At 60.3% G+C, this 17,553-nt stretch carries 16 protein-coding genes and 1 tRNA gene; 6 read left to right on the plus strand and 11 right to left on the minus strand.

Annotated elements, in window-relative coordinates:
• Positions 1-783 precede the first annotated feature (783 nt).
• On the plus strand, positions 784-1,542 hold the full coding sequence (gene aroD / locus J3350_RS13380; RefSeq protein ID WP_207686970.1) for a type I 3-dehydroquinate dehydratase: 759 nt from the start codon (positions 784-786) through the stop codon (positions 1,540-1,542).
• 61 nt (positions 1,543-1,603) lie between these two features.
• Here aroD and J3350_RS13385 read toward each other — a convergent pair whose 3' ends face one another.
• The 3 genes from J3350_RS13385 to J3350_RS13395 all read right to left on the minus strand — a co-directional run bounded on the left by J3350_RS13385 (position 1,604) and on the right by J3350_RS13395 (position 4,232).
• Positions 1,604-2,503, minus strand: a complete 900-nt coding sequence (locus tag J3350_RS13385; RefSeq protein ID WP_097791849.1) for a DegV family protein — start codon at positions 2,501-2,503, stop codon at positions 1,604-1,606.
• Positions 2,504-2,548: 45 nt separating this feature from the next.
• Positions 2,549-3,841, minus strand: coding sequence for an adenylosuccinate synthase (locus tag J3350_RS13390; RefSeq protein ID WP_207686971.1), 1,293 nt, complete (start codon positions 3,839-3,841; stop codon positions 2,549-2,551).
• 187 nt (positions 3,842-4,028) lie between these two features.
• The gene (locus tag J3350_RS13395; protein WP_097791847.1) at positions 4,029-4,232 is read right to left on the minus strand and encodes a DUF896 domain-containing protein; all 204 of its coding nucleotides are present in this window, start codon (positions 4,230-4,232) and stop codon (positions 4,029-4,031) included.
• 241 nt (positions 4,233-4,473) lie between these two features.
• Here J3350_RS13395 and J3350_RS13400 point away from each other — a divergent pair, with 241 nt between their 5' ends.
• Positions 4,474-5,094 (plus strand): epoxyqueuosine reductase QueH, encoded by a 621-nt coding sequence (locus J3350_RS13400; protein WP_370569331.1) that lies wholly within the window; start codon positions 4,474-4,476, stop codon positions 5,092-5,094.
• 24 nt (positions 5,095-5,118) lie between these two features.
• Here J3350_RS13400 and J3350_RS13405 read toward each other — a convergent pair whose 3' ends face one another.
• On the minus strand, positions 5,119-6,249 hold the full coding sequence (locus J3350_RS13405) for a sugar MFS transporter (protein ID WP_207686973.1): 1,131 nt from the start codon (positions 6,247-6,249) through the stop codon (positions 5,119-5,121).
• 187 nt (positions 6,250-6,436) lie between these two features.
• Between J3350_RS13405 and J3350_RS13410 the strand changes: the two genes are divergently transcribed.
• Positions 6,437-6,512, plus strand: a tRNA-Pro gene (locus tag J3350_RS13410).
• A 315-nt stretch (positions 6,513-6,827) separates the two neighbouring features.
• Complete coding sequence (locus tag J3350_RS13415) at positions 6,828-8,036, plus strand: MalY/PatB family protein (RefSeq protein ID WP_207686974.1); 1,209 nt, start codon at positions 6,828-6,830, stop codon at positions 8,034-8,036.
• 52 nt (positions 8,037-8,088) lie between these two features.
• Here J3350_RS13415 and J3350_RS13420 read toward each other — a convergent pair whose 3' ends face one another.
• From J3350_RS13420 to J3350_RS13450, 7 genes are all read right to left on the minus strand, one after another.
• Positions 8,089-8,889, minus strand: a complete 801-nt coding sequence (locus J3350_RS13420; RefSeq protein WP_207686975.1) for a MurR/RpiR family transcriptional regulator — start codon at positions 8,887-8,889, stop codon at positions 8,089-8,091.
• Between the two features lie 195 nt (positions 8,890-9,084).
• Positions 9,085-10,497 (minus strand): NAD(P)/FAD-dependent oxidoreductase, encoded by a 1,413-nt coding sequence (locus J3350_RS13425; protein WP_097791841.1) that lies wholly within the window; start codon positions 10,495-10,497, stop codon positions 9,085-9,087.
• Between the two features lie 94 nt (positions 10,498-10,591).
• Complete coding sequence (locus J3350_RS13430; protein WP_207686976.1) at positions 10,592-11,296, minus strand: HdeD family acid-resistance protein; 705 nt, start codon at positions 11,294-11,296, stop codon at positions 10,592-10,594.
• Positions 11,297-11,341: 45 nt separating this feature from the next.
• The gene (locus J3350_RS13435) at positions 11,342-12,694 is read right to left on the minus strand and encodes an MATE family efflux transporter (RefSeq protein ID WP_242700298.1); all 1,353 of its coding nucleotides are present in this window, start codon (positions 12,692-12,694) and stop codon (positions 11,342-11,344) included.
• A gap of 158 nt (positions 12,695-12,852) precedes the next feature.
• Positions 12,853-13,461 (minus strand): AAA family ATPase, encoded by a 609-nt coding sequence (locus J3350_RS13440; RefSeq protein ID WP_097791838.1) that lies wholly within the window; start codon positions 13,459-13,461, stop codon positions 12,853-12,855.
• A gap of 58 nt (positions 13,462-13,519) precedes the next feature.
• Positions 13,520-14,902, minus strand: a complete 1,383-nt coding sequence (locus tag J3350_RS13445; protein ID WP_207686978.1) for a hypothetical protein — start codon at positions 14,900-14,902, stop codon at positions 13,520-13,522.
• A 32-nt stretch (positions 14,903-14,934) separates the two neighbouring features.
• On the minus strand, positions 14,935-15,783 hold the full coding sequence (locus tag J3350_RS13450; RefSeq protein ID WP_097791836.1) for a DUF624 domain-containing protein: 849 nt from the start codon (positions 15,781-15,783) through the stop codon (positions 14,935-14,937).
• A gap of 217 nt (positions 15,784-16,000) precedes the next feature.
• On the opposite strand from J3350_RS13450, the gene J3350_RS13455 reads away from it, so the two are divergent.
• Both J3350_RS13455 and J3350_RS13460 read left to right on the plus strand, forming a co-directional pair.
• On the plus strand, positions 16,001-16,726 hold the full coding sequence (locus tag J3350_RS13455; protein ID WP_097791835.1) for a 1-acyl-sn-glycerol-3-phosphate acyltransferase: 726 nt from the start codon (positions 16,001-16,003) through the stop codon (positions 16,724-16,726).
• 8 nt (positions 16,727-16,734) lie between these two features.
• On the plus strand, positions 16,735-17,499 hold the full coding sequence (locus J3350_RS13460; protein WP_207686979.1) for a hypothetical protein: 765 nt from the start codon (positions 16,735-16,737) through the stop codon (positions 17,497-17,499).
• The last annotated feature ends 54 nt before the right edge of the window (positions 17,500-17,553 follow it).

Consider the following 17,553-nt stretch of genomic DNA (forward strand, 5'->3'; position numbering starts at 1 on the left):
AGCGTTCGTCCTGAGCCAGGATCAAACTCTTTATAAATGATATTTATCACTTAAAAAGTGTTAAATCTTTTTCGCTCAGCACGCAATCGCTTGCGTCCTGTGTGAATTACTTTGTTTGGAATTGTTTTACGTGTTTTTCCAACACGAAAATAGGTTCCGTTACAAGTTTTTCGATATTGTTCAATTTTCAAGGTCCTGTGCGCCTCAGCCAACCGGCTGAAAGCTTAATTATTTTATCACAGAAGTGATTTTTTGTCAAGCACTTTTTTCGAAGCGTTTCGAACGTTCTGAACTTGGATCACTTCAAGTTTCTCGGAACAAACCGGAACTTCTCGGCGTCTATTGGTTCTTTTCTTTCGCTTCTCAGCTGGGACTTCAGAAGTCATTCTTTTGTCTCAGCGCTTGGCGCTCAAGTATAATACCATACACCCGCCCGTTTGGCAACCCCTTTTTTCAACTTTTTTGCCCTTTTTTCTCAGTTCGGCCTTTTTACCAGTTTTTTGTGCGGAACTTGCGTCTCCTTTGGCGCAATAAAAGCGTCCATGCGTTTGAGCCGCACAGGCGCTTTCTGCTTTCTCTGTTCTATATAAAGAAATCCTTATCCCTTACAAAAAAGCAGAGCCGCCCGGATGTGGGCCGCTCTGCCTTCGCTGGGTTTATTGCACTGGATTTCGCAGCGTTCCACAAGGGCCAATTTTCACAAAAAGAAACCAACAAATCGCTGCGGACTTGACAAGTCCCGCCGCGCCCCTCTATTATAAGAAGGAAAGAGAGGGGTCTGCCATGTCATCTATCACCATCCGCCGCTGCTGCATCGGGGAGGGACGCCCCAAGGTCATCGTCCCCATCGTAGAGCGCACCGAAGCCGCCATCCTGCAAAAAGCCGCTGCGTTTTCCACAAGTTCCGCCGATTGTGTGGAATGGCGGGCCGACTGGTTCGCCGACGCATTGGACGCCGACGCACTGAGCCGCTGCCTGCGCGGGCTGCGGGCTGCGCTGGGCGAGAAGCTGCTGCTCGTCACCTTCCGCACCCAGGCCGAGGGCGGCGAAGCGGCCCTGACCGCCGACCAGTACGCGGCTTTTTGCGCAGCCGTCTGTGCTTCCGGCTGCGCCGAACTGCTGGACATCGAGTTCTTTTCTGCCGGGGAACGCCTGCCCCAATGGATCGCAGCCGCCCACGCCGCCGGGGTGAAGGTGGTCTGTTCCAGCCACGATTTCCAGAAGACGCCGCCCCGCGCCGAACTCGTGGAGCGGATGGTCCGGATGCAGCAGGCCGGGTCCGACCTGCCCAAGCTGGCCGTTATGCCCACCTGCCGCACCGATGTGCTGGAGCTGCTGGCCGCGACGGCCGAGATGGCCGACCACCACCCCGAAACGCCTGTCATTACCATGAGCATGGGAGCGCTGGGCGCCGTCAGCCGCCTGTGCGGCGAGGCCTTCGGCTCGGCCATGACCTTTGCCAACCCCGGCACCGCCAGCGCCCCCGGCCAGGTGCCGCTGGATGTTGTGGACACCGTGCTGGACAGCCTGCGGCTCTCCTGAACCGCACACAAAAAATCCCCGCCGTTTCGAGATGAAACAGCGGGGATTTCATTTTATCGTTTCATTGCTTTTTCCAGCGGCGCATGACGCCCATGCCCAGCGCATAGGGGCCGGTATGGACGGCAATGGTGCAGCCGATCTGCAGCAGGCCGACTTCGCACTTGCTGGTGGGATATTTGGCGCGGAGCGCAGCGCGGGTCTGCATCCACAGACGCTTGCCTTCTTCCTCGTCGTAGCCATAGCCCACGGTGATGCAGTAATCATCCGGGGTCGCATTCCGCTCGTCCAGGTAAGCCATCAGCTGTTCCAGCGCCTTTTCAAAGCTCTTCTGGCGTCCACGGGCCACACCGCCGGAGAAAATCTCGCCTTCCTTGAAAAGGATCATCGGCTTGATGCCCAGGATGTTGGCCGCACGGCCGGTGACCTTGCCGATGCGTCCGCCTTTGATGAGGTAGTCGAGGTTGCCCACCGTGAAGAAGATCTGGTTCGTCGCACGTTCTGCGCTCAGCCAGTCCACGGTCTGTTCCAGTGTGCAGCCGCCGTCGCGCATGGCCACGGCATTTTCCACCACGATGGACTCGGTGACGGTCGCCGCCGTAGTGTCCATGACCTCGATCTTCGCGTCCGGGTAATCCTCCAGCACCAGCTCACGGGCATTGCGGGCGCTGCCCACGCAGCCGCTCATTTTGCTGGTGAAGCAGAGGCAGAGTACCGGGCGGCCCGCCGCGGCATGAGCGCGGAACGCCGTCTCGAAGTCTTCCAGCGAAGGCAGGCTGGTCTTGGGGTATGCCGAAGGATTGTCCACCATAAACTGGTAGAAGTCCCGCACCGCGATCTCCTTGCCCTCTTTGCGGTAGTGCTCGCCGTCCAGCGAGACATAGAAGGGGATGACCTCAACATTCAGCCTGGCCGCCGTTTCGGGGGTCAGGTCGCAGGCGCTGTCTGTAATGATATCAAACATAAGTGACGCTTCCTTTTCGATTGCGGTCCGGGAAGGCAGAGCAGATCAGGCGCGATGGATGTATGCCTCGCGCTCTGCGCCGACCGAAATATAAGTGATCTTGCAGCCGACAGCCTTTTCCAGGTACTCCACATAGGCCTGTGCTTCCTTGGGCAGATCTTCCCACTTGCGGGCTGCGGTGATGTCGCAGTGCCAGCCGGGCAGGTACTCCACCACGGGCTGTGCGGTATCCAGAGCCTCGCCCATGGGGAAGCGGGTAGTCGTGGTGCCGTCGGTCAGCTTATAAGCCGTGACCATGGGGATCTTCTCCAGATAGTCCAGCACGTCCAGCAGGGTCAGCGCGACCTCGTCGCAGCCCTGGCAGAAGACACCGTAGCGGCTTGCCACCAGGTCGATGGGGCCGACGCGGCGGGGACGGCCGGTGGCTGCGCCATACTCGTGGCCAGCCTCACGCAGGTCGTGCTTTTCCTCTTCGGTCATGGCCAGCTCAGCGGCAAAGGGGCCGTCGCCGACGCAGGAAGAGTAAGCCTTCATGACGCCGATGGAGTTGGTCAGCTTGTGGCCCGGAATGCCGGCACCGATGGGAGCATAGGCACCGATGACGTTGGAAGAGGTGGTGTAGGGGTAGATGCCGAAGTCGATGTCGCGCAGAGCGCCCAGCTGGGCCTCGAACAGGACCTTCTTCCCGGCGGCATCTGCATCGGCCAGGTACTGGCCCACATCGCAGATGTAATCCTTGAAGATGGCGGCATACTTTTCCAGCCATGCCCACATCTCATCCACGCGGATGGGTTCGGCATTGTAGCTGCCCTCCATGACCAGATTCTTGGAATCGACCATGGTCACGAGGCGCTTCTTCACCGACTCGTCCAGATGCAGCAGGTCGCCCATGCGCAGGGTCTTCTTCATGTACTTATCGCCGTAGGCGTATGCAATGCCGCGCTTGGTGGAGCCGAACTGTGCGCCGGTCTTGGACAGACGGGCCTCTTCCAGGCCGTCCTGTGCCACATGGTACGGCATGGTGATGGTCGCACGGTCGGAGATCTTCAGGTTTTCGGGGGTGATGGAGATGCCCTGCTCGCGCAGCTTGTTGATCTCGCCGTCCAGATGGTGCGGGTCGATGACCATACCATTGCCCATCACGCAGACAACATCCGGGCGCAGGATGCCGGAGGGCAGCAGGTTCAGCACGAACTTGCCGCGCTCGTTCTTGACGGTGTGGCCGGCGTTGTTGCCGCCCTGATACCGTGCAACGATGTCGTACTCCTGGCTGATCAGGTCGACCATGCGGCCCTTGCCCTCGTCGCCCCAGTTGATACCCGTAATTGCAGTAAGCATAATAAATGACCTCTTTATCCTTTTCAAAAGACAGCCTTTTCCGCGCACTTTGCGCGGGATACGCCACCTTGGGAATCTTGTACCGCACTGTCAAGCAGTCATAACAGTACAAGTATAGTATAGCACGATTCGGCGGGCAAAAAAAGAGGGTCTGCGCAAATTCTTGCACAAACCCGACGTTCCATTTTTAGTTCTTTTTCCCAATCTTGTGGATGGTGCCGTCCGGCTCCTGGATGGAGGTGTTGTTCAGTTGGGCCCGCAGGCTGGCTTTGACGTCGGCCACATACTCCTGCCGAAGGGCCTGCTGTTCCGCCTTTTCGGCTTCGGTCAGGCCGGTGGTCTTGCTCTTGCGCGCCAGCTCATTGATGCGGGCGATCTTTTCATTCGTCATCGAAGTTCTCCTCTTTTATTCAAAAGTGTGCTATAATAGATTTAGTTTTCCTCTGTACAACCTCTCAGTCTCGCTCACGCTCGACAGCTCCCCTAGTAGGGGAGCCTCTGGCGAAACTGGGAACTTTGCGAGGACTGCCAAGGCCTCTCCTACAAGGAGAGGTGGCATTGCGAAGCAATGACGGAGAGGTTGTACGAAGATAAGCTTCACGATTTTATCAGTATATCAAAGGATGCGTTTTATGTCAAAGCAGTTGAATTTTGCACAACAGATGGACGAAGTGTTGAAAACGCTCGGCCCCGCCCGGCCGAAGCTCCTGCTCCACGCCTGCTGCGGCCCCTGTTCCAGCGCCGTGTTGGAGCAGCTGTGCGAGCACTTCGAGATCACCGTGCTCTACTACAACCCCAACACCTGGCCTGCTGCGGAATACCACCGCCGCGGCGAGGAGCTGGAGCGTTTCGTGGCGGCGGCCCACCCGCTGGGCGTGACCGTCGTGGAAGACCGCTACGACCCGCAGGAGTTCTATTCCGCCGTCGCCGGTCTGGAGCAGGAACCAGAGCGTGGGAACCGGTGTACAGTCTGCTACCGGCTGCGGATGCGCCGGGCCGCACAGTACGCCCAGGAGCACGGCTTCGCGTGGTTCACCACCACCCTGTCCATCAGCCCCCATAAGGACGCCAGACGGATCAACGAGATCGGGCAGGCGCTCGAAGCCGAATTCGGCGTCAAGCACCTGCCCTCCGACTTCAAAAAGCACAACGGCTATCTGCGCAGCCTGCAATTATCCGAGGAGTACGGCCTCTACCGACAGGACTACTGCGGCTGCGAGTTCAGCGCCAGAGCAAGAGGCATCGAGCCATAAGCGGTTCGTCCTCCTCTCCGGTCATCACTCTTCCTTCATCCGGGCGACCAGCAGCGCAAACACGCACAGCCCGATGCAGGGGAGGATGTTCATCGCCATTCCAGCGGCAAGGCCCGCGCGCTCTGCCACACGGCCGATGACCCAGGGCATCAGGATGGCACCGCTGGACGCAGCGGGCAGCATGATACCCATGCTGGTCACGCTGGTCATCCTGCCCGCGCTGGCCACTGCAGTGGGGTTCATACCTGCCATCGCAAACGCGAAGGCGAACAACAGCAGGATCGCGGCCGGCTGGCTGTCGGCCCGCATCAGGAGCACATAGAACAGGGTGCAGGTCACAGCCATGACCACCATCGCCTTGCGCGGGGACTTGAATGGGAACACGAATGCAATGAGCAGCCGAGCCACCAGCGTGGCTCCCCACATCACAGTCACGGTATAGGCAGCCAGTGTGCCCGCAATGATGCCGCTGCCCTTAAAATAGGTCACCATCCAGCCGGTCACGCTCTGCTCGGCCGCGTTCTGGCAGAAGAGCAGGCCCGTCAGCAGCCAGAACCGGCCGGAGCGCAGAAAGCTCCAGTCGATGGCCGCTTTCCGGTCCTTGACCTTACCTTCCATCGGGGTCTTCCAGTAGACCAGCCAGAGCACCACGCCCAGCGCCGCCAGCAGGAACACCGCCAGTGCGGTGCTGACCCGCGCCGCCGCTGCGATGAGGAACGGGCAGAGCAGCGCACCGCAGGCATAGCAGCTGTGCATCAGGTTCATGCCGCGGGTGCGGTCGGCAGAGTTGTCGCTGACGAGGATGGTGCAGGCGTTCATGGCGCTGCCCTTGGCAACGCCCACAAGGAAGAATACCGCCGCCAGCAGGACTTCCGCCCCGGTAAAGCCCATGATCCCGTAGCCGACGGTGTACCCGATGGTCAGCAGCAGGATGCTTGGTTTCAGCCCCAGCACACCCGGCAGCACACCGGTCAGAAAACCCGCCAGCAGGTTGCCGATGCTCATCAGAGAGAGCAGCGTCCCGGTCATGCCGTAGGCAAACCCATACTGTTCCTGCAGCAGGCTGACCACCACGCCGCTGGAAATGGCGCAGATGCCGCTGAAAAAGAAAGTCACAAAGCCCGCATTCCGCAGGCGCGTTTTCTGCTCGTTCATTCCGGTCTCCTCACTTTGGCAATCGAACGGCTCCTGGCCGCTTCTCAGCTCCCATTATAGACCATTCCTTTCGGCCTTTGCAACCGGATTTTCTTATAAAAATGCGCACAAACAGCGGGAGCGTGAAGATGCGCACTTCAGGATTGACGAACGCCGCAAAAAAGAGTATACTATGATAGTATTTTTCCGGGGTGTTGCGCAGTTGGTAGCGCGCCTGCTTTGGGAGCAGGAGGCCGCGAGTTCGAGTCTCGCCACTCCGACCACAAGAAAAGCCACGATAAACCGTTTACAAATGCGGTTTTATCGTGGCTTTCTTTGTTTTCAGAATCCTGAAATTTGGCTAGAATGTGCCTTGTTTGTGCCTTATCGCCCCAAAAAGTGCTTTCATTTTGAAAATTGCTCTATTTCTTATTTTTGTCTGACTTTTGGGGTTCACTTCAGGGCCGGAAGGCTCTTTTTTATCGTAGAAATTCGTGATTTTTCCGCACGATTTTTTCAACTTCCCGGCGGGCGGTTGCATCCGGCTCCCAAATGTGTTAAGGTGGGGCCAGATAAAATTTTTGAGAAGGAGCGCACTTATGAAATACGATTTTACTTCCATCCTGGACCGCCGCGGTAGAGACGCCATCGCAGTGGACGGCCTGAAGGGCGACGGCTTCTCCCCGGCTCCCCCGAAGGCGGGCTTTGACGCTATCCCGATGTGGGTGGCCGACATGAACTTCCCCACCGTGCCCACCATCCAAGAAGCCATCATTGAGCGTGCAAAACACCCGGCCTTCGGCTATTTTCAAGCCACGGATGCGTATTTCGACAGCATCATCCGGTGGCATGAGAAGCGCAACGGCGTCACCGGCCTGAAGCCGGAACACATCGGCTACGAGAACGGTGTGCTGGGCGGCGTCATCAGTGCGCTGAACTGCGTCTGCTCCCGCGGCGACAAGATCCTGATCCACAGCCCCACCTACATCGGCTTCACGAGGAGCCTGAAGAACAACGGCTACGAGGCCGTGCATTCCCCGCTGGTGAAGGACGAGAACGGCGTCTGGCGGATGGATTTTGAGGACATGGAGAAGCATCTGAAGGAAGAGCATATCCATGCGGCCATCCTGTGCAACCCCCACAACCCCTGCGGCCGCGTCTGGGAGCGCTGGGAGCTGGAAAAGGCCATGGAGCTGTTCAAAAAGTACGACGTCTACGTCGTCTCCGACGAGATCTGGTCGGACATCATCCTGAACGGCCACAAGCACACCCCCACCCAGTCCGTCAGCGAGGATGCCCGGATGCGCACCGCCGCCTTCTATGCGCCCTCCAAGACCTTCAACCTGGCCGGTCTCGTGGGCAGCTACCATATCGTGTACAACAACTGGTGGCGTGACCGCATCGAGAAAGAGTCCAGCCTGAACCACTACAACATGATGAACGTGCTGTCCATGCACGCCCTCATCGGCGCCTATCAGCCCGAAGGCTATGAGTGGACGGACGAGCTCTGCGAGGTGCTGAGCGGCAATGTGAACTTTGCCTGCGACTACATCGAGCAGCACTTTGCGGGCGTCACGGTCTCCAAGCCCGAAGGCACCTATATGCTCTTTGTGGACTGCACCGACTGGTGCGCTGCTCACGGCAAGACCATCGACGATGTGGAAAAGGCCTGCTGGGAGGTCGGCGTAGCCGTGCAGGACGGAAAGATGTTCCACGGCCCCTGCCATCTGCGGATGAACCTGGCTTCGCCCCGTTCCCGCATCGAGGAAGCCTTCCGCCGGATGGACCAGTATGTCTTCCATGCGTAAGTAAGCAGAAAAAGGGCCCTTTGCCGGTTGGCAGAGGGCCCTTTTTTGTTGGTCAGAGGTCTTCTTCGGTCAGGAGCAGGTAGTACAGCACCTCGACCAGAAGGGCCGACGAGAGCAGGGATGGGACCGGGTCGGTCGCCACAATGCGCTGCGCCCGGTTGGAGGCCAGCAGCAGGTGGTCTGCCTGCGCGGCCAGAGGGGAGCGGCGGTCGCAGGTGATGAGCAGGACCGAGGCACCCCGTTCGTGGGCGGCGCGGGCCGTTTCCAGCAGGCGCTCGCTGCGGCCGGAGTTCGAGATGAGCAGCAGGGCGTCCCGCTCGGTCAGGGTGGCGGCAAAGGCTCTGGTCCGGCCGGGCACGGCGCTGGTCATGCAGCGCTTGCCTAGGCTGCCGAGCTTGAGCGACGCATCCATGGCCACGGGCAGGCTGTTGTCGGAGGCTTCGACCTCGATCAGCTCCGCGCTGCGCAGGACACTCATCGCCTTCCGCAACTGGCGCAGATTGAGTGCCTGGATGGTGGCGCGCACCTCTTCCTGCCGGTTGGCCTGCACCGACTGCAGGGCCTGCCGCAAGGGGTCCGGACTGGTGGAGCGCTGGGTCTCCGTCTCCTGCTGGTCCATCACATCCCGCGCGAGTGCCAGCTGGAATTTGCGGTAGTTGTCAAAGCCGAGCTTGTGGCACAGCCGGGTGACGGTGGCTTCCGAGGACTGGCTGGCACGGGCAAGCTGGGCCGAGGTGACCACAGACGCCCATTTCACATCGTTGAGGATGCAGTCTGCAATGCGCCGTTCCGCGCTGTAAAGCTGGATGCCAGAACACAGCAGCGTGACGACGCTTCCCGGAGAATCGCGCATAGAAGATACCTCCCTACATCTATGAAGCGCTTTCAGTGGAGTTTTTCTTAGTGTAGCAGTTTTCGCGAAAAAAATCAATTATTTCCGTGAAGAAGGCTGAACAGGACCGGAACACCGCCAGTTTGGCAAATCCGGGCAAAAAACGGCAAAAAGATCCCCCATGCAAATCGCACGGGGGATCGTGAGTTCCGGGGATCAGCAGCCTTCCTTTTCGGCCAGTTTGCGGCCCATGAGCACGCCCATGACGGACGCCATCATCAGGCCGCGGGTCCAGCCGGAAGAATCGCCCAGGCAGTGCAGGCCCTGAATGTTGGTGTCGAGGTTCTCATCCATCTTGACCTTGTTGGAGTAGAACTTCAGCTCCGGGCTGTAGAGCAGGGTCTCGTTGGCGGCAAAGCCGGGCACGACCATATCCAGCATCTTGATGAACTCGATGATATTGGTCATGGCGCGGTAAGGCATGGCGGCGGTGATGTCACCGGCCACCGCGTCCTTCAGGGTTGGCTTGACGTTGGACTGCGCCAGCTCCTTGGCCCAGGTGCGCTTGCCGTCCAGAATGTCGCCGTAGCGCTGGACCATGATGTGGCCTGCGCCCAGCATGTTGGTCAGCTCGCCCACCTTCTGTGCGTAGGCGATGGGCTGGTTGAACGGTTCGGTGAAGTTGTGGGAGACGAGGATGGCGAGGTTGGTGTTCTCGCTCTTCTTCTCCTTGAAGCTGTGGCCGTTGACGACGGCCAGGTCATTGTCGTAGTTCTCCTGCGCCACGAAACCGCCGGGGTTCTGGCAGAAGGTGCGGACCTTGTTCTTCCAGGGCTTGGGGTAGCCGATGAGCTTGGACTCATACAGCACCTTGTTGACCTTCTCCATGACCTCATTGCGGCACTCGACGCGGACGCCGATATCGACGGTGCCGGGCTTGTGGGCGATGTGGTGTTCGGCGCAGATCTTTTCCAGCCAGTCCGCGCCGCGGCGGCCGGTGCCGATGACGACGGTGTCGGCATAGACGGCGCGGGGCTCGCTGTCGCTGCCCGCGCGGAGATACACGCCCTTGCAGACCTCGTCTTCCAGGATGATGTTCTCACACTCGGTGGAGAAAAGCATCTCGACGCCGTTGTCGGCCAGATAGTTCTGGATGGCCAGATAGAGCTGCTGGGCCTTTTCGGTGCCCAGATGGCGGATGGGGCAGTCCACCAGCTTCAGACCGGCGTGGATGGCGTTCTTGCGGATCTCCTTGATCTCCTCGCCGGTGTAGATGCCTTCCACATGGGGGTCTGCGCCGAACTCCAGATAGATCTTGTCGGTGTAGTCGATAAGCTCCTGAGCGAACTCCTCGCCGATGAGGCTGGGCAGGTCGCCGCCGACCTCATAGGACAGGCTCAGCTTACCGTCCGAGAAGGCACCTGCACCGGAAAAGCCGGTAGTGATGGCGCAGGTGGGGCGGCAGTTGACGCAGTGGCCAAGCTCTGCCTTGGGGCAGTGGCGCTTTTCCACCGGCTTGCCTTTTTCCACCAGCAGGATCTTCTTTTTGCTGCCGTGGCGCAGCAGCTCCACGGCGGTAAAGATGCCGGCCGGGCCGGCACCAACGATGATCAGATCGTACTTTTCCATTGTTCTGTAATCCTTTGCTGTATTTGATAAAAAACCACTCAGGCCGCATTGCGGCCAGTTTCCCCCCGATGGGGAGCGTTTATGCGGGCTTGTTTTACGGGTCGTCTTCCTGCTTCACCTCAGCGCTCTCGTCCACATGGTCGAGTTCGACGGCAGTGGCTTCCACATCGGCATGGGCGACCTCCGGGGCGACGATGCCGTCGCCGTTCAGGTCTTCCCCGGTGACGGCTTCCAGCATGGACTGCGTCTCCGGGTGCAGCTTCAGGAACCGCTTCACCGCGATGACGGTGTACAGCGCACTGAGCAGGTTCAACGCACCCTCCACGATGAGGATGACGCCGATGGCCATGACTAGCGTTTCCATGGTGCCGAAGGGGTCGAGGATCATGACGATGCCCAGCACGATGCTCAGCACAGCCAGCAGCAGGAAGCCTTTCCAGCTGGGATACTGGCACTTGCGCAGCTCCAGTGCGTTCTGGATGCGGCCCAGACTGTCGAAGATAACGAACAGGCCGAAGACGATGGGCAGGATGCGCACCACGATGTCGCTGCGGATGATGAGGAACGCACCCAGCCCCAGACAGACCAGACCGGAGATCAGGGTCAGCTGGCTCTGGAAGACACCGCGCTCCACCGCAAAATAGCGGACGAGCTGCACCGCTGCGCAGGCCAGCACCACGCCGCCCAGCGCATAGCAGACGATGTTCATCGCGGTGCCCGGCACCAGCAGCAGGAAGATGCCCAGACCCAGATAAAGGATGCTCATCAGGACCAGATTCCATTTCAACTTCTTTCCCATAAAACAGTCACGTTCCTTTCTCAATTTGGAGAATGCCGGCTCCGCTCACTGCATGGCAGGAGCTTTGTTGTACATGGGTTCGATGATCTTTTTGTCCAGGCGGGCAAAGAAGACAAAACTCAGCGTCACGCTGACCAGCTCGGCGATGACAAACGACCACCACACCAGGTTGACGTTGCCGGTCTGGCTCAGCAGCCAGGCGGCAGGCAGCAGGACGACCAGCTGGCGGCAGACGGAGACGATGAGGCTGAACATGCCGTTGCCCAGCGCCTGGAAGGTGGAGGACAGGATGATGCTCATGCCGGCCAGCAGGAAGTGGAAGCAGATGGTGCGCATGGCCGGGATGCCGATGGCCAGCATCGCGTCGCTGGCGGCGAAGAAGCTCAGCAGCTTGTCCGGCGCAAACTGGAACAGGCAGAAGCCAATGAGCATGATGCCCTCTGCGTAGCACATGGCCAGCTTGATGGTCTTTTTGACGCGGTCGGGATTACGGGCGCCGTAGTTGTAGCTGATGATGGGCACCATGCCGTTGTTCATGCCGAAGATGGGCATGAAGACGAAGCTCTGGAGCTTGAAGTAGACGCCGAAGACGGCGACCGCCGTGGCCGAGAAGGCCATCAGGATCTGGTTCATGAAGAAGGTCATCACGCTGCCGACGCACTGCATGGCGATGCTGGGCAGGCCGACGACATAGATGCGCTTGATGGCGTCTGCACTGGGGCGGAAGCCGTGCCAGCGGATCTGGATGTCGGGGTTCTTCTTCAGGTTGAAGAAGATGGCGGCACCGGCACCGCAGAACTGGCCGACGACCGTGGCCACTGCCGCGCCGGTGGTGCCGGACAGGGCCTCACCGCAGTAGCCGAAGATGAAGATGGGGTCGAGCACGATGTTCACGATGGCACCGATGAGCTGGCTGCACATGCTCAGGTTGGTGCGGCCGGTCGCGGCCAGCAGCTTTTCGCTCATGGTCTGCAGGAACAGGCCCAGACTGAACACGGAACAGACGGTCAGGTAGCGGATGCCCTGCTCGGCGATCTCCACATCACTGGTCTGCGCATAGAAATACGGCTTCATGCAGGTCAGGCCGATGATGAAAAAGGCAGCAAAGCTGCACAGCGCCAGGAAGATGCCGTTTTCAGCCGTCTTGTTGGCGCGCTCCTGGTCTTTTTCACCCAGGCTCTTGGACAGCAGGGCGTTGACACCGACGCCGGTGCCGACACCGACGGCGATCATCATGTTCTGCAGCGAGAAGGCCAGCGAAACGGCGGTCAGCGCACCTTCGCTGACATGCGAGACGAAGATGGAGTCCACGACATTATAAAGTGCCTGGACCAGCATCGAGACCATCATCGGGATGCTCAGCTTGACGAGCAGCGGATTGATGGCCATGGTGCCCATGATGTTTTCCTGGGCGGTGGGGGGATTGGTCTGCTTGTTTTCCACGATTTCTCCTTTTGACGTTTGACGTTTTTTCTCTATGCTTGAAACGTGGGCAGAGCGCCAAAGCACCCTACCCACGCAACATCATTGTTTTTTGACTTTGCAGCCCGGAGCGGTTACTTCTCCGCAGCCTTTTCCTTGGCGGCCACTGCGTCCAGGATCATCTTCACGCAGGTCTCGCGGCCCAGGGCGGCGTTGATGGCAAGGTCGTAGTTGTGGGCATCACCCCAGCGGTTCTGGGTGTAGTAGTTGTAGTAGGCCGAGCGGTTGCGGTCGGTCTTCTCGATCTCTTCCTTGATGCCCTTCTCGTCGTGTGCCTTGACCAGAGGGTCGGTCTTGGCCAGCTCACGGCGCCACTCCACCGGCGCATAGATGAAGACGCGCAGCACGTCCTTGCGGTCCCGCAGCACATAGTCACCGCAGCGGCCCAGAATGACACAGGGGCCTTCCTCTGCCAGCTGCTTGATGATGCGGCTCTGCAGGATGAACACCTGATCGCCCAGCGGCAGCTCGTTGCCCATGGTGTACAGGCTGTACAGCAGGCTGTGGGTGTGGCGTTTCTCGCTGGCGGCGACAGCTTCCTCGGACAGGCCGGAGTGTTTGGCTGCCATGGTGATCAGCTCCTTGTCGTAGAGCTTGATGCCCAGAGCATTTGCAACATCCTCTGCGATGTAGTTGCCGCCGGTGCAGTACTCACGGCCAATGGTGATGATCGTCTTTGCCATAATGTGTTCCTCCTATGTAACAGTTTTTATCCCCGGAAAGCGTTTGGCGGGGGCGGGCCTAGAGGTCCGGCTGCCCGGTGCTCTGGGGGTCATTCTGAGGTGCGGCAGGCGGTGCTGCCGGGGGTCTGGGCGGCGCGGGCAGGCGGACTTCCGCGACCCGCATCCGGCCGGTCTGGTCTACGGCGTAAACGCTGCACCGCCCGCCTGCGGCCAGCTGTTCGGGCGGGAAGCACAGGCCCCCGTCCGGGGTACGCTCCATCCGGCGGAACGTCCGGTGGGCCGTGGTGGCATGGGCAATGCCGTCGTGCAGGGTGTAGGCAGTCCAGCCGGAGAAATCATCCGGCAGCGGGTCGCGCTGGCCCCGCTGCTCGAAGTAATAGCAGCGGCCATCCTCGCTGCGGGCCAGGTCGCAGCGGACGCGGTTGGGCAGGTCGGCGGCTGCATCTCTGGGCTTGCGCCGCAGGGCGATGGCCCGGCCTGTGAAGTAGCGCAGGAAATCCGACAGCGCCATGGTGCAGTTGACGGAGCCGTCGCTGTCGGCGGTGGGGTCGTTGAGCAGGACATAATCGGCCATCACGGCGTCGTCGTGGCCAAAGCCCCGCAGCCCCATCCAGATGCCCACCGGGTCACGCTGGCCCCGGATGCGGCGCTCGACCCGGACGGCAACGGGGCAGTCGTCGTGGATCTGGGTGCGCAGGTCCTGCAGGTCCATCCAGGCCTGCCAGCAGGGAAAGCCGCAGCAGCCTGCGGCAGCCGCCGCAAAGGCGGCGTTGCCGGTGCTCCGGGTGGCGTTGTCCTCCATGGCGTAGGCCACCTCTTCGGGCAGGATGTCCTCGCCCCAGCGGTTCATCAGCGCTGCCATGACAAGGGGCAGGTCCATCTCCCGGCCAAAGCTGGGGTCGTGGGCGGAGAGGCAGTATTCCGGCAGGTAAAGCCGCCGGTTCAGCGGCCGGCCCTCGTGTTTTTCCCAGGTCAGGGGGCGGACGGCGGCGGCCAGCAGCCGCACAGCGGGGGTGGATTTGTCGTCGTTGGTCGAGAGGTTGACCTGCAATTGGATGCCGGTGCCGCCGCCCGGCGTGGCCACGGTGACGGTGTCCCCCAGCAGGAAGATCATCCCGTCCTCGCTCTGGGCGTTGACGCTGCAGCGGGGGTAATCCGGGGCCCACTTGCCAAAGCTCATCCAGCCGGTCCAGGTGTTCCCGGCATAGACCCGGCAGCGCACCTCCACCATCGTGTTATGAGGGGCGCTGGCGTTCCAGCTGACGTTCAGGTTGCAGAAAGCCGGCATCGCGAACTCCGGCGTGGTGTAGCTGCCGTAGGGCAGATACCGCCCGGCGGAGCTGTCCAGCACCAAAGCGCCGCTTTCCAGCGCGACATTGTCCAGCGCGCCGCGGGAGAAGGTCTCGGTGCCCTGCAACACGAGGTTATTTCGTTGTTCCATCGCACGGTTCTCCTTTGCGCATCGGTGAAAGATCAGTGTTCGGTGCCGTCCGGCTCGTCTTCGCCGTATTCCTCCCGGAGGGCGGCGTCCAGCTCGGCGTCGTGCAGCTTCTGGAGGCTCTCCTCGATGTGGAAGACGCGGTTCACGTCGCCGTAGACGATCTGGCAGCAGACCTCGGTCTGGAACCAGAAGCCGAAGATGAGCATCAGGAAGATACCCAGCGGCATGCACAGGATGACGACGCCCCAGAACAGGATGGTCACGATGGCGGAAGCCAGCGCATGGGGCAGGAAGGCGATCATGCAGTTCAGGCAGTTCTTCAGCGTCTGGTGGAAGGGCTGATCCAGCAGGACCACCTGCGGCCACATGTAGGCGAACAGCATGTGGAACAGCACCAGGTTCAGCACCGTGGCCACCCACATGGGCAGGCCGACGTTGGTTCCGTGGTATAGCATGTTGAAGCAGAAATAGACGAGGAAGATCTGGATGGTGATGACGGTGCAGTAGACGATGCCGGGCAGGATGGCGGCTTTGAAGTTCCGCTTGAACGCGCGGCGGTAGGTGGTCCACCAGTAGCCCGCTTCATCGCGCAGGGCGCGGAGCACGGTGTCATACATGCCCGCCAGTGCGGGGCCGGCCAGGATGCCGCCCGCAATGGCGCTGACCACCATGACGGTGAGGTTGTTCATCAGAAAACCGACATACACCAGGCAGATGACCGGCAGAAAGCCGATGCAGGTGAGCAGATTGGCCAGGAACATGCCGGACATGTCGCGCCCGACCAGCTCAAAAAAGCGGCCGATGCCCGTTTTGCGGGGGGTGTCCTTCTCGACGCCCGGCCCAGCCTTGCGGAAATCATTTGCGGAAGGAAAAAGACCCATTTTGTTTCGAACCCTTTCTGGTTTGGCACGGTGCCGCGGGGCAGAAGGAAAAGGAACTGCCCATTGTGCTACCTTTCTTTCTATAAATATACCCGGATTTTGTGAATTTTGCAAGCCATCCGGCCCTTCATTTGTAAAAAAAGTGTTTCGGCTCCCATTTTCGCCCAAAGTGTGGTACAATGAAACAGGCTTTTCAGGCCAGAAGGAGGAACGTATCATGAGCATTCTTCGCACGATCGCGATGTTTGTATATCTGTTTGGCTATATGATCGTCCACTACGGTGTGCTCCGCCGGGCCGAGCGCGCCCTCGCCGCCGGGGACATGGATACCGTGGAGCAGATCATCAACAAGCATATCCCGCACTGGAGCCGGGGCATCCTGAAAGTGACCGGCGCACGGCTGGTGGTGGAAGGGCAGGAGAACATCCCAAAGGACGGCCCCTGCGTTTTCGTGGGCAACCACCGCAGCTACTACGACATCCCGCTGCTTCTGGCGGCGCTGGATGCGCCCCACGGCATCCTGGCGAAAGAGGAGCTGGAAAAGATCCCTCTGCTCAACCGCTGGATGAAGCTGCTGGGCTGCGTTTTCGTCAAGCGCGACGACATCCGCGCGTCCGTCAAGGCGCTGAACGATGCCACGGCCATCGTGGAGAGCGGCAAGAGCTTTGTCATCTTCCCCGAAGGCACCCGCTATAAGGGCGAAGAGGGCGGCGCAGGCGAGTTCAAGGCCGGTGCGTTCCGCATCGCCATCAAGACCGGTGCCCCGGTGGTGCCGGTGGCCATCTCCGGTGCCCGCGGCCTGTTCGAGGCCCACGGCAACCGTGCGACTCCCGGTTCCATCCACATCCGCATCCTGCCGCCCATCCGGACGGTCGGCATGAGCAAGGCAGAGCAGAAACAGCTGCCCGAAGCCGTCCGCCAGACCATCCTCGCACAGCTTTAAGGAGAACTATGGCAAGCTATCGTTACGAACGCGACATCCAGCCCGGCGACCTCAAACCCCGCCGGGAAAAACAGTATACCCGGAAAGAACGCTGGGCCAACTGGTGGGATTATAACCTGAAGTGGGTGATCCTCATCGGCATCGCCGTGGCCTTTGTGGCGTACAACTTCATCGGGCAGTATTTCTTTACCACCAAGGCCGACTACAATGTGGCCGTGGTGGCTCCCTACTATCTGCCGGAGGATACTGTGAACGCGCTCCAGACCCAGCTTGCCCAATTCGGCGAAGACCGGAACGGCGACGGCAAGGTGGTCGTGACCCTGAACGTCTATACGCTGGACTACTCCGACGAGGAGACCCAGACCGAGAGCGCAGCCTACCTGACCATGGCGGGCACCACCAAGCTGGCTGCCGATGTGCAGGGCGGTCTGAGCGCGGTCTTCCTGCTGTACGACCCGGCGGGCTTTGAAGAGAGCACCGGTACCCTGCGCTACCTCGACGGCAGCCTGCCTGAACCCGGCAGCGACGGCGACTGGTGGAACATGGTCTACCGGTGGACCGACTGCCCCGCCCTGACCGGTCTGGGTCTCGGTGAATACCAGGCCGATACCACCCACGCTCAGGGCGGCGACAGCCAGGAGTACATGGCGCAGTTCTACGTCGGGATGCGCGGTGCCTGGAACTCCGGCACCGCCGACAACCTCAAGGGCGGCGAAGCGTTCTGGCAGGCGCTGACTGCCGGGGCAGTCTCCACCGCCAGCGCGGAGGACTGATGCCATGCGGTTCCGCCTGATCAAGCGGGAGGCCGGTGCCCCCCGCCGCCTGCC

This window comes from Faecalibacterium sp. Marseille-Q3530 (assembly GCF_017377625.1).
GTDB classification, from domain to species: domain Bacteria; phylum Bacillota; class Clostridia; order Oscillospirales; family Ruminococcaceae; genus Faecalibacterium; species Faecalibacterium prausnitzii_E.

What these genes read in the sequence shown, in the direction of transcription:
- aroD (WP_207686970.1), top strand. Translation starts at nt 784, where the DNA reads ATGTCATCTATCACCATCCGCCGCTGCTGCATCGGGGAGGGACGCCCC.
- J3350_RS13385 (WP_097791849.1), bottom strand. Translation starts at nt 2,503, where the DNA reads ATGTTTGATATCATTACAGACAGCGCCTGCGACCTGACCCCCGAAACG.
- J3350_RS13390 (WP_207686971.1), bottom strand. Translation starts at nt 3,841, where the DNA reads ATGCTTACTGCAATTACGGGTATCAACTGGGGCGACGAGGGCAAGGGC.
- J3350_RS13395 (WP_097791847.1), bottom strand. Translation starts at nt 4,232, where the DNA reads ATGACGAATGAAAAGATCGCCCGCATCAATGAGCTGGCGCGCAAGAGC.
- J3350_RS13400 (WP_370569331.1), top strand. Translation starts at nt 4,474, where the DNA reads ATGTCAAAGCAGTTGAATTTTGCACAACAGATGGACGAAGTGTTGAAA.
- J3350_RS13405 (WP_207686973.1), bottom strand. Translation starts at nt 6,249, where the DNA reads ATGAACGAGCAGAAAACGCGCCTGCGGAATGCGGGCTTTGTGACTTTC.
- J3350_RS13415 (WP_207686974.1), top strand. Translation starts at nt 6,828, where the DNA reads ATGAAATACGATTTTACTTCCATCCTGGACCGCCGCGGTAGAGACGCC.
- J3350_RS13420 (WP_207686975.1), bottom strand. Translation starts at nt 8,889, where the DNA reads ATGCGCGATTCTCCGGGAAGCGTCGTCACGCTGCTGTGTTCTGGCATC.
- J3350_RS13425 (WP_097791841.1), bottom strand. Translation starts at nt 10,497, where the DNA reads ATGGAAAAGTACGATCTGATCATCGTTGGTGCCGGCCCGGCCGGCATC.
- J3350_RS13430 (WP_207686976.1), bottom strand. Translation starts at nt 11,296, where the DNA reads ATGGGAAAGAAGTTGAAATGGAATCTGGTCCTGATGAGCATCCTTTAT.
- J3350_RS13435 (WP_242700298.1), bottom strand. Translation starts at nt 12,694, where the DNA reads ATGGGCACCATGGCCATCAATCCGCTGCTCGTCAAGCTGAGCATCCCG.
- J3350_RS13440 (WP_097791838.1), bottom strand. Translation starts at nt 13,461, where the DNA reads ATGGCAAAGACGATCATCACCATTGGCCGTGAGTACTGCACCGGCGGC.
- J3350_RS13445 (WP_207686978.1), bottom strand. Translation starts at nt 14,902, where the DNA reads ATGGAACAACGAAATAACCTCGTGTTGCAGGGCACCGAGACCTTCTCC.
- J3350_RS13450 (WP_097791836.1), bottom strand. Translation starts at nt 15,783, where the DNA reads ATGGGTCTTTTTCCTTCCGCAAATGATTTCCGCAAGGCTGGGCCGGGC.
- J3350_RS13455 (WP_097791835.1), top strand. Translation starts at nt 16,001, where the DNA reads ATGAGCATTCTTCGCACGATCGCGATGTTTGTATATCTGTTTGGCTAT.
- J3350_RS13460 (WP_207686979.1), top strand. Translation starts at nt 16,735, where the DNA reads ATGGCAAGCTATCGTTACGAACGCGACATCCAGCCCGGCGACCTCAAA.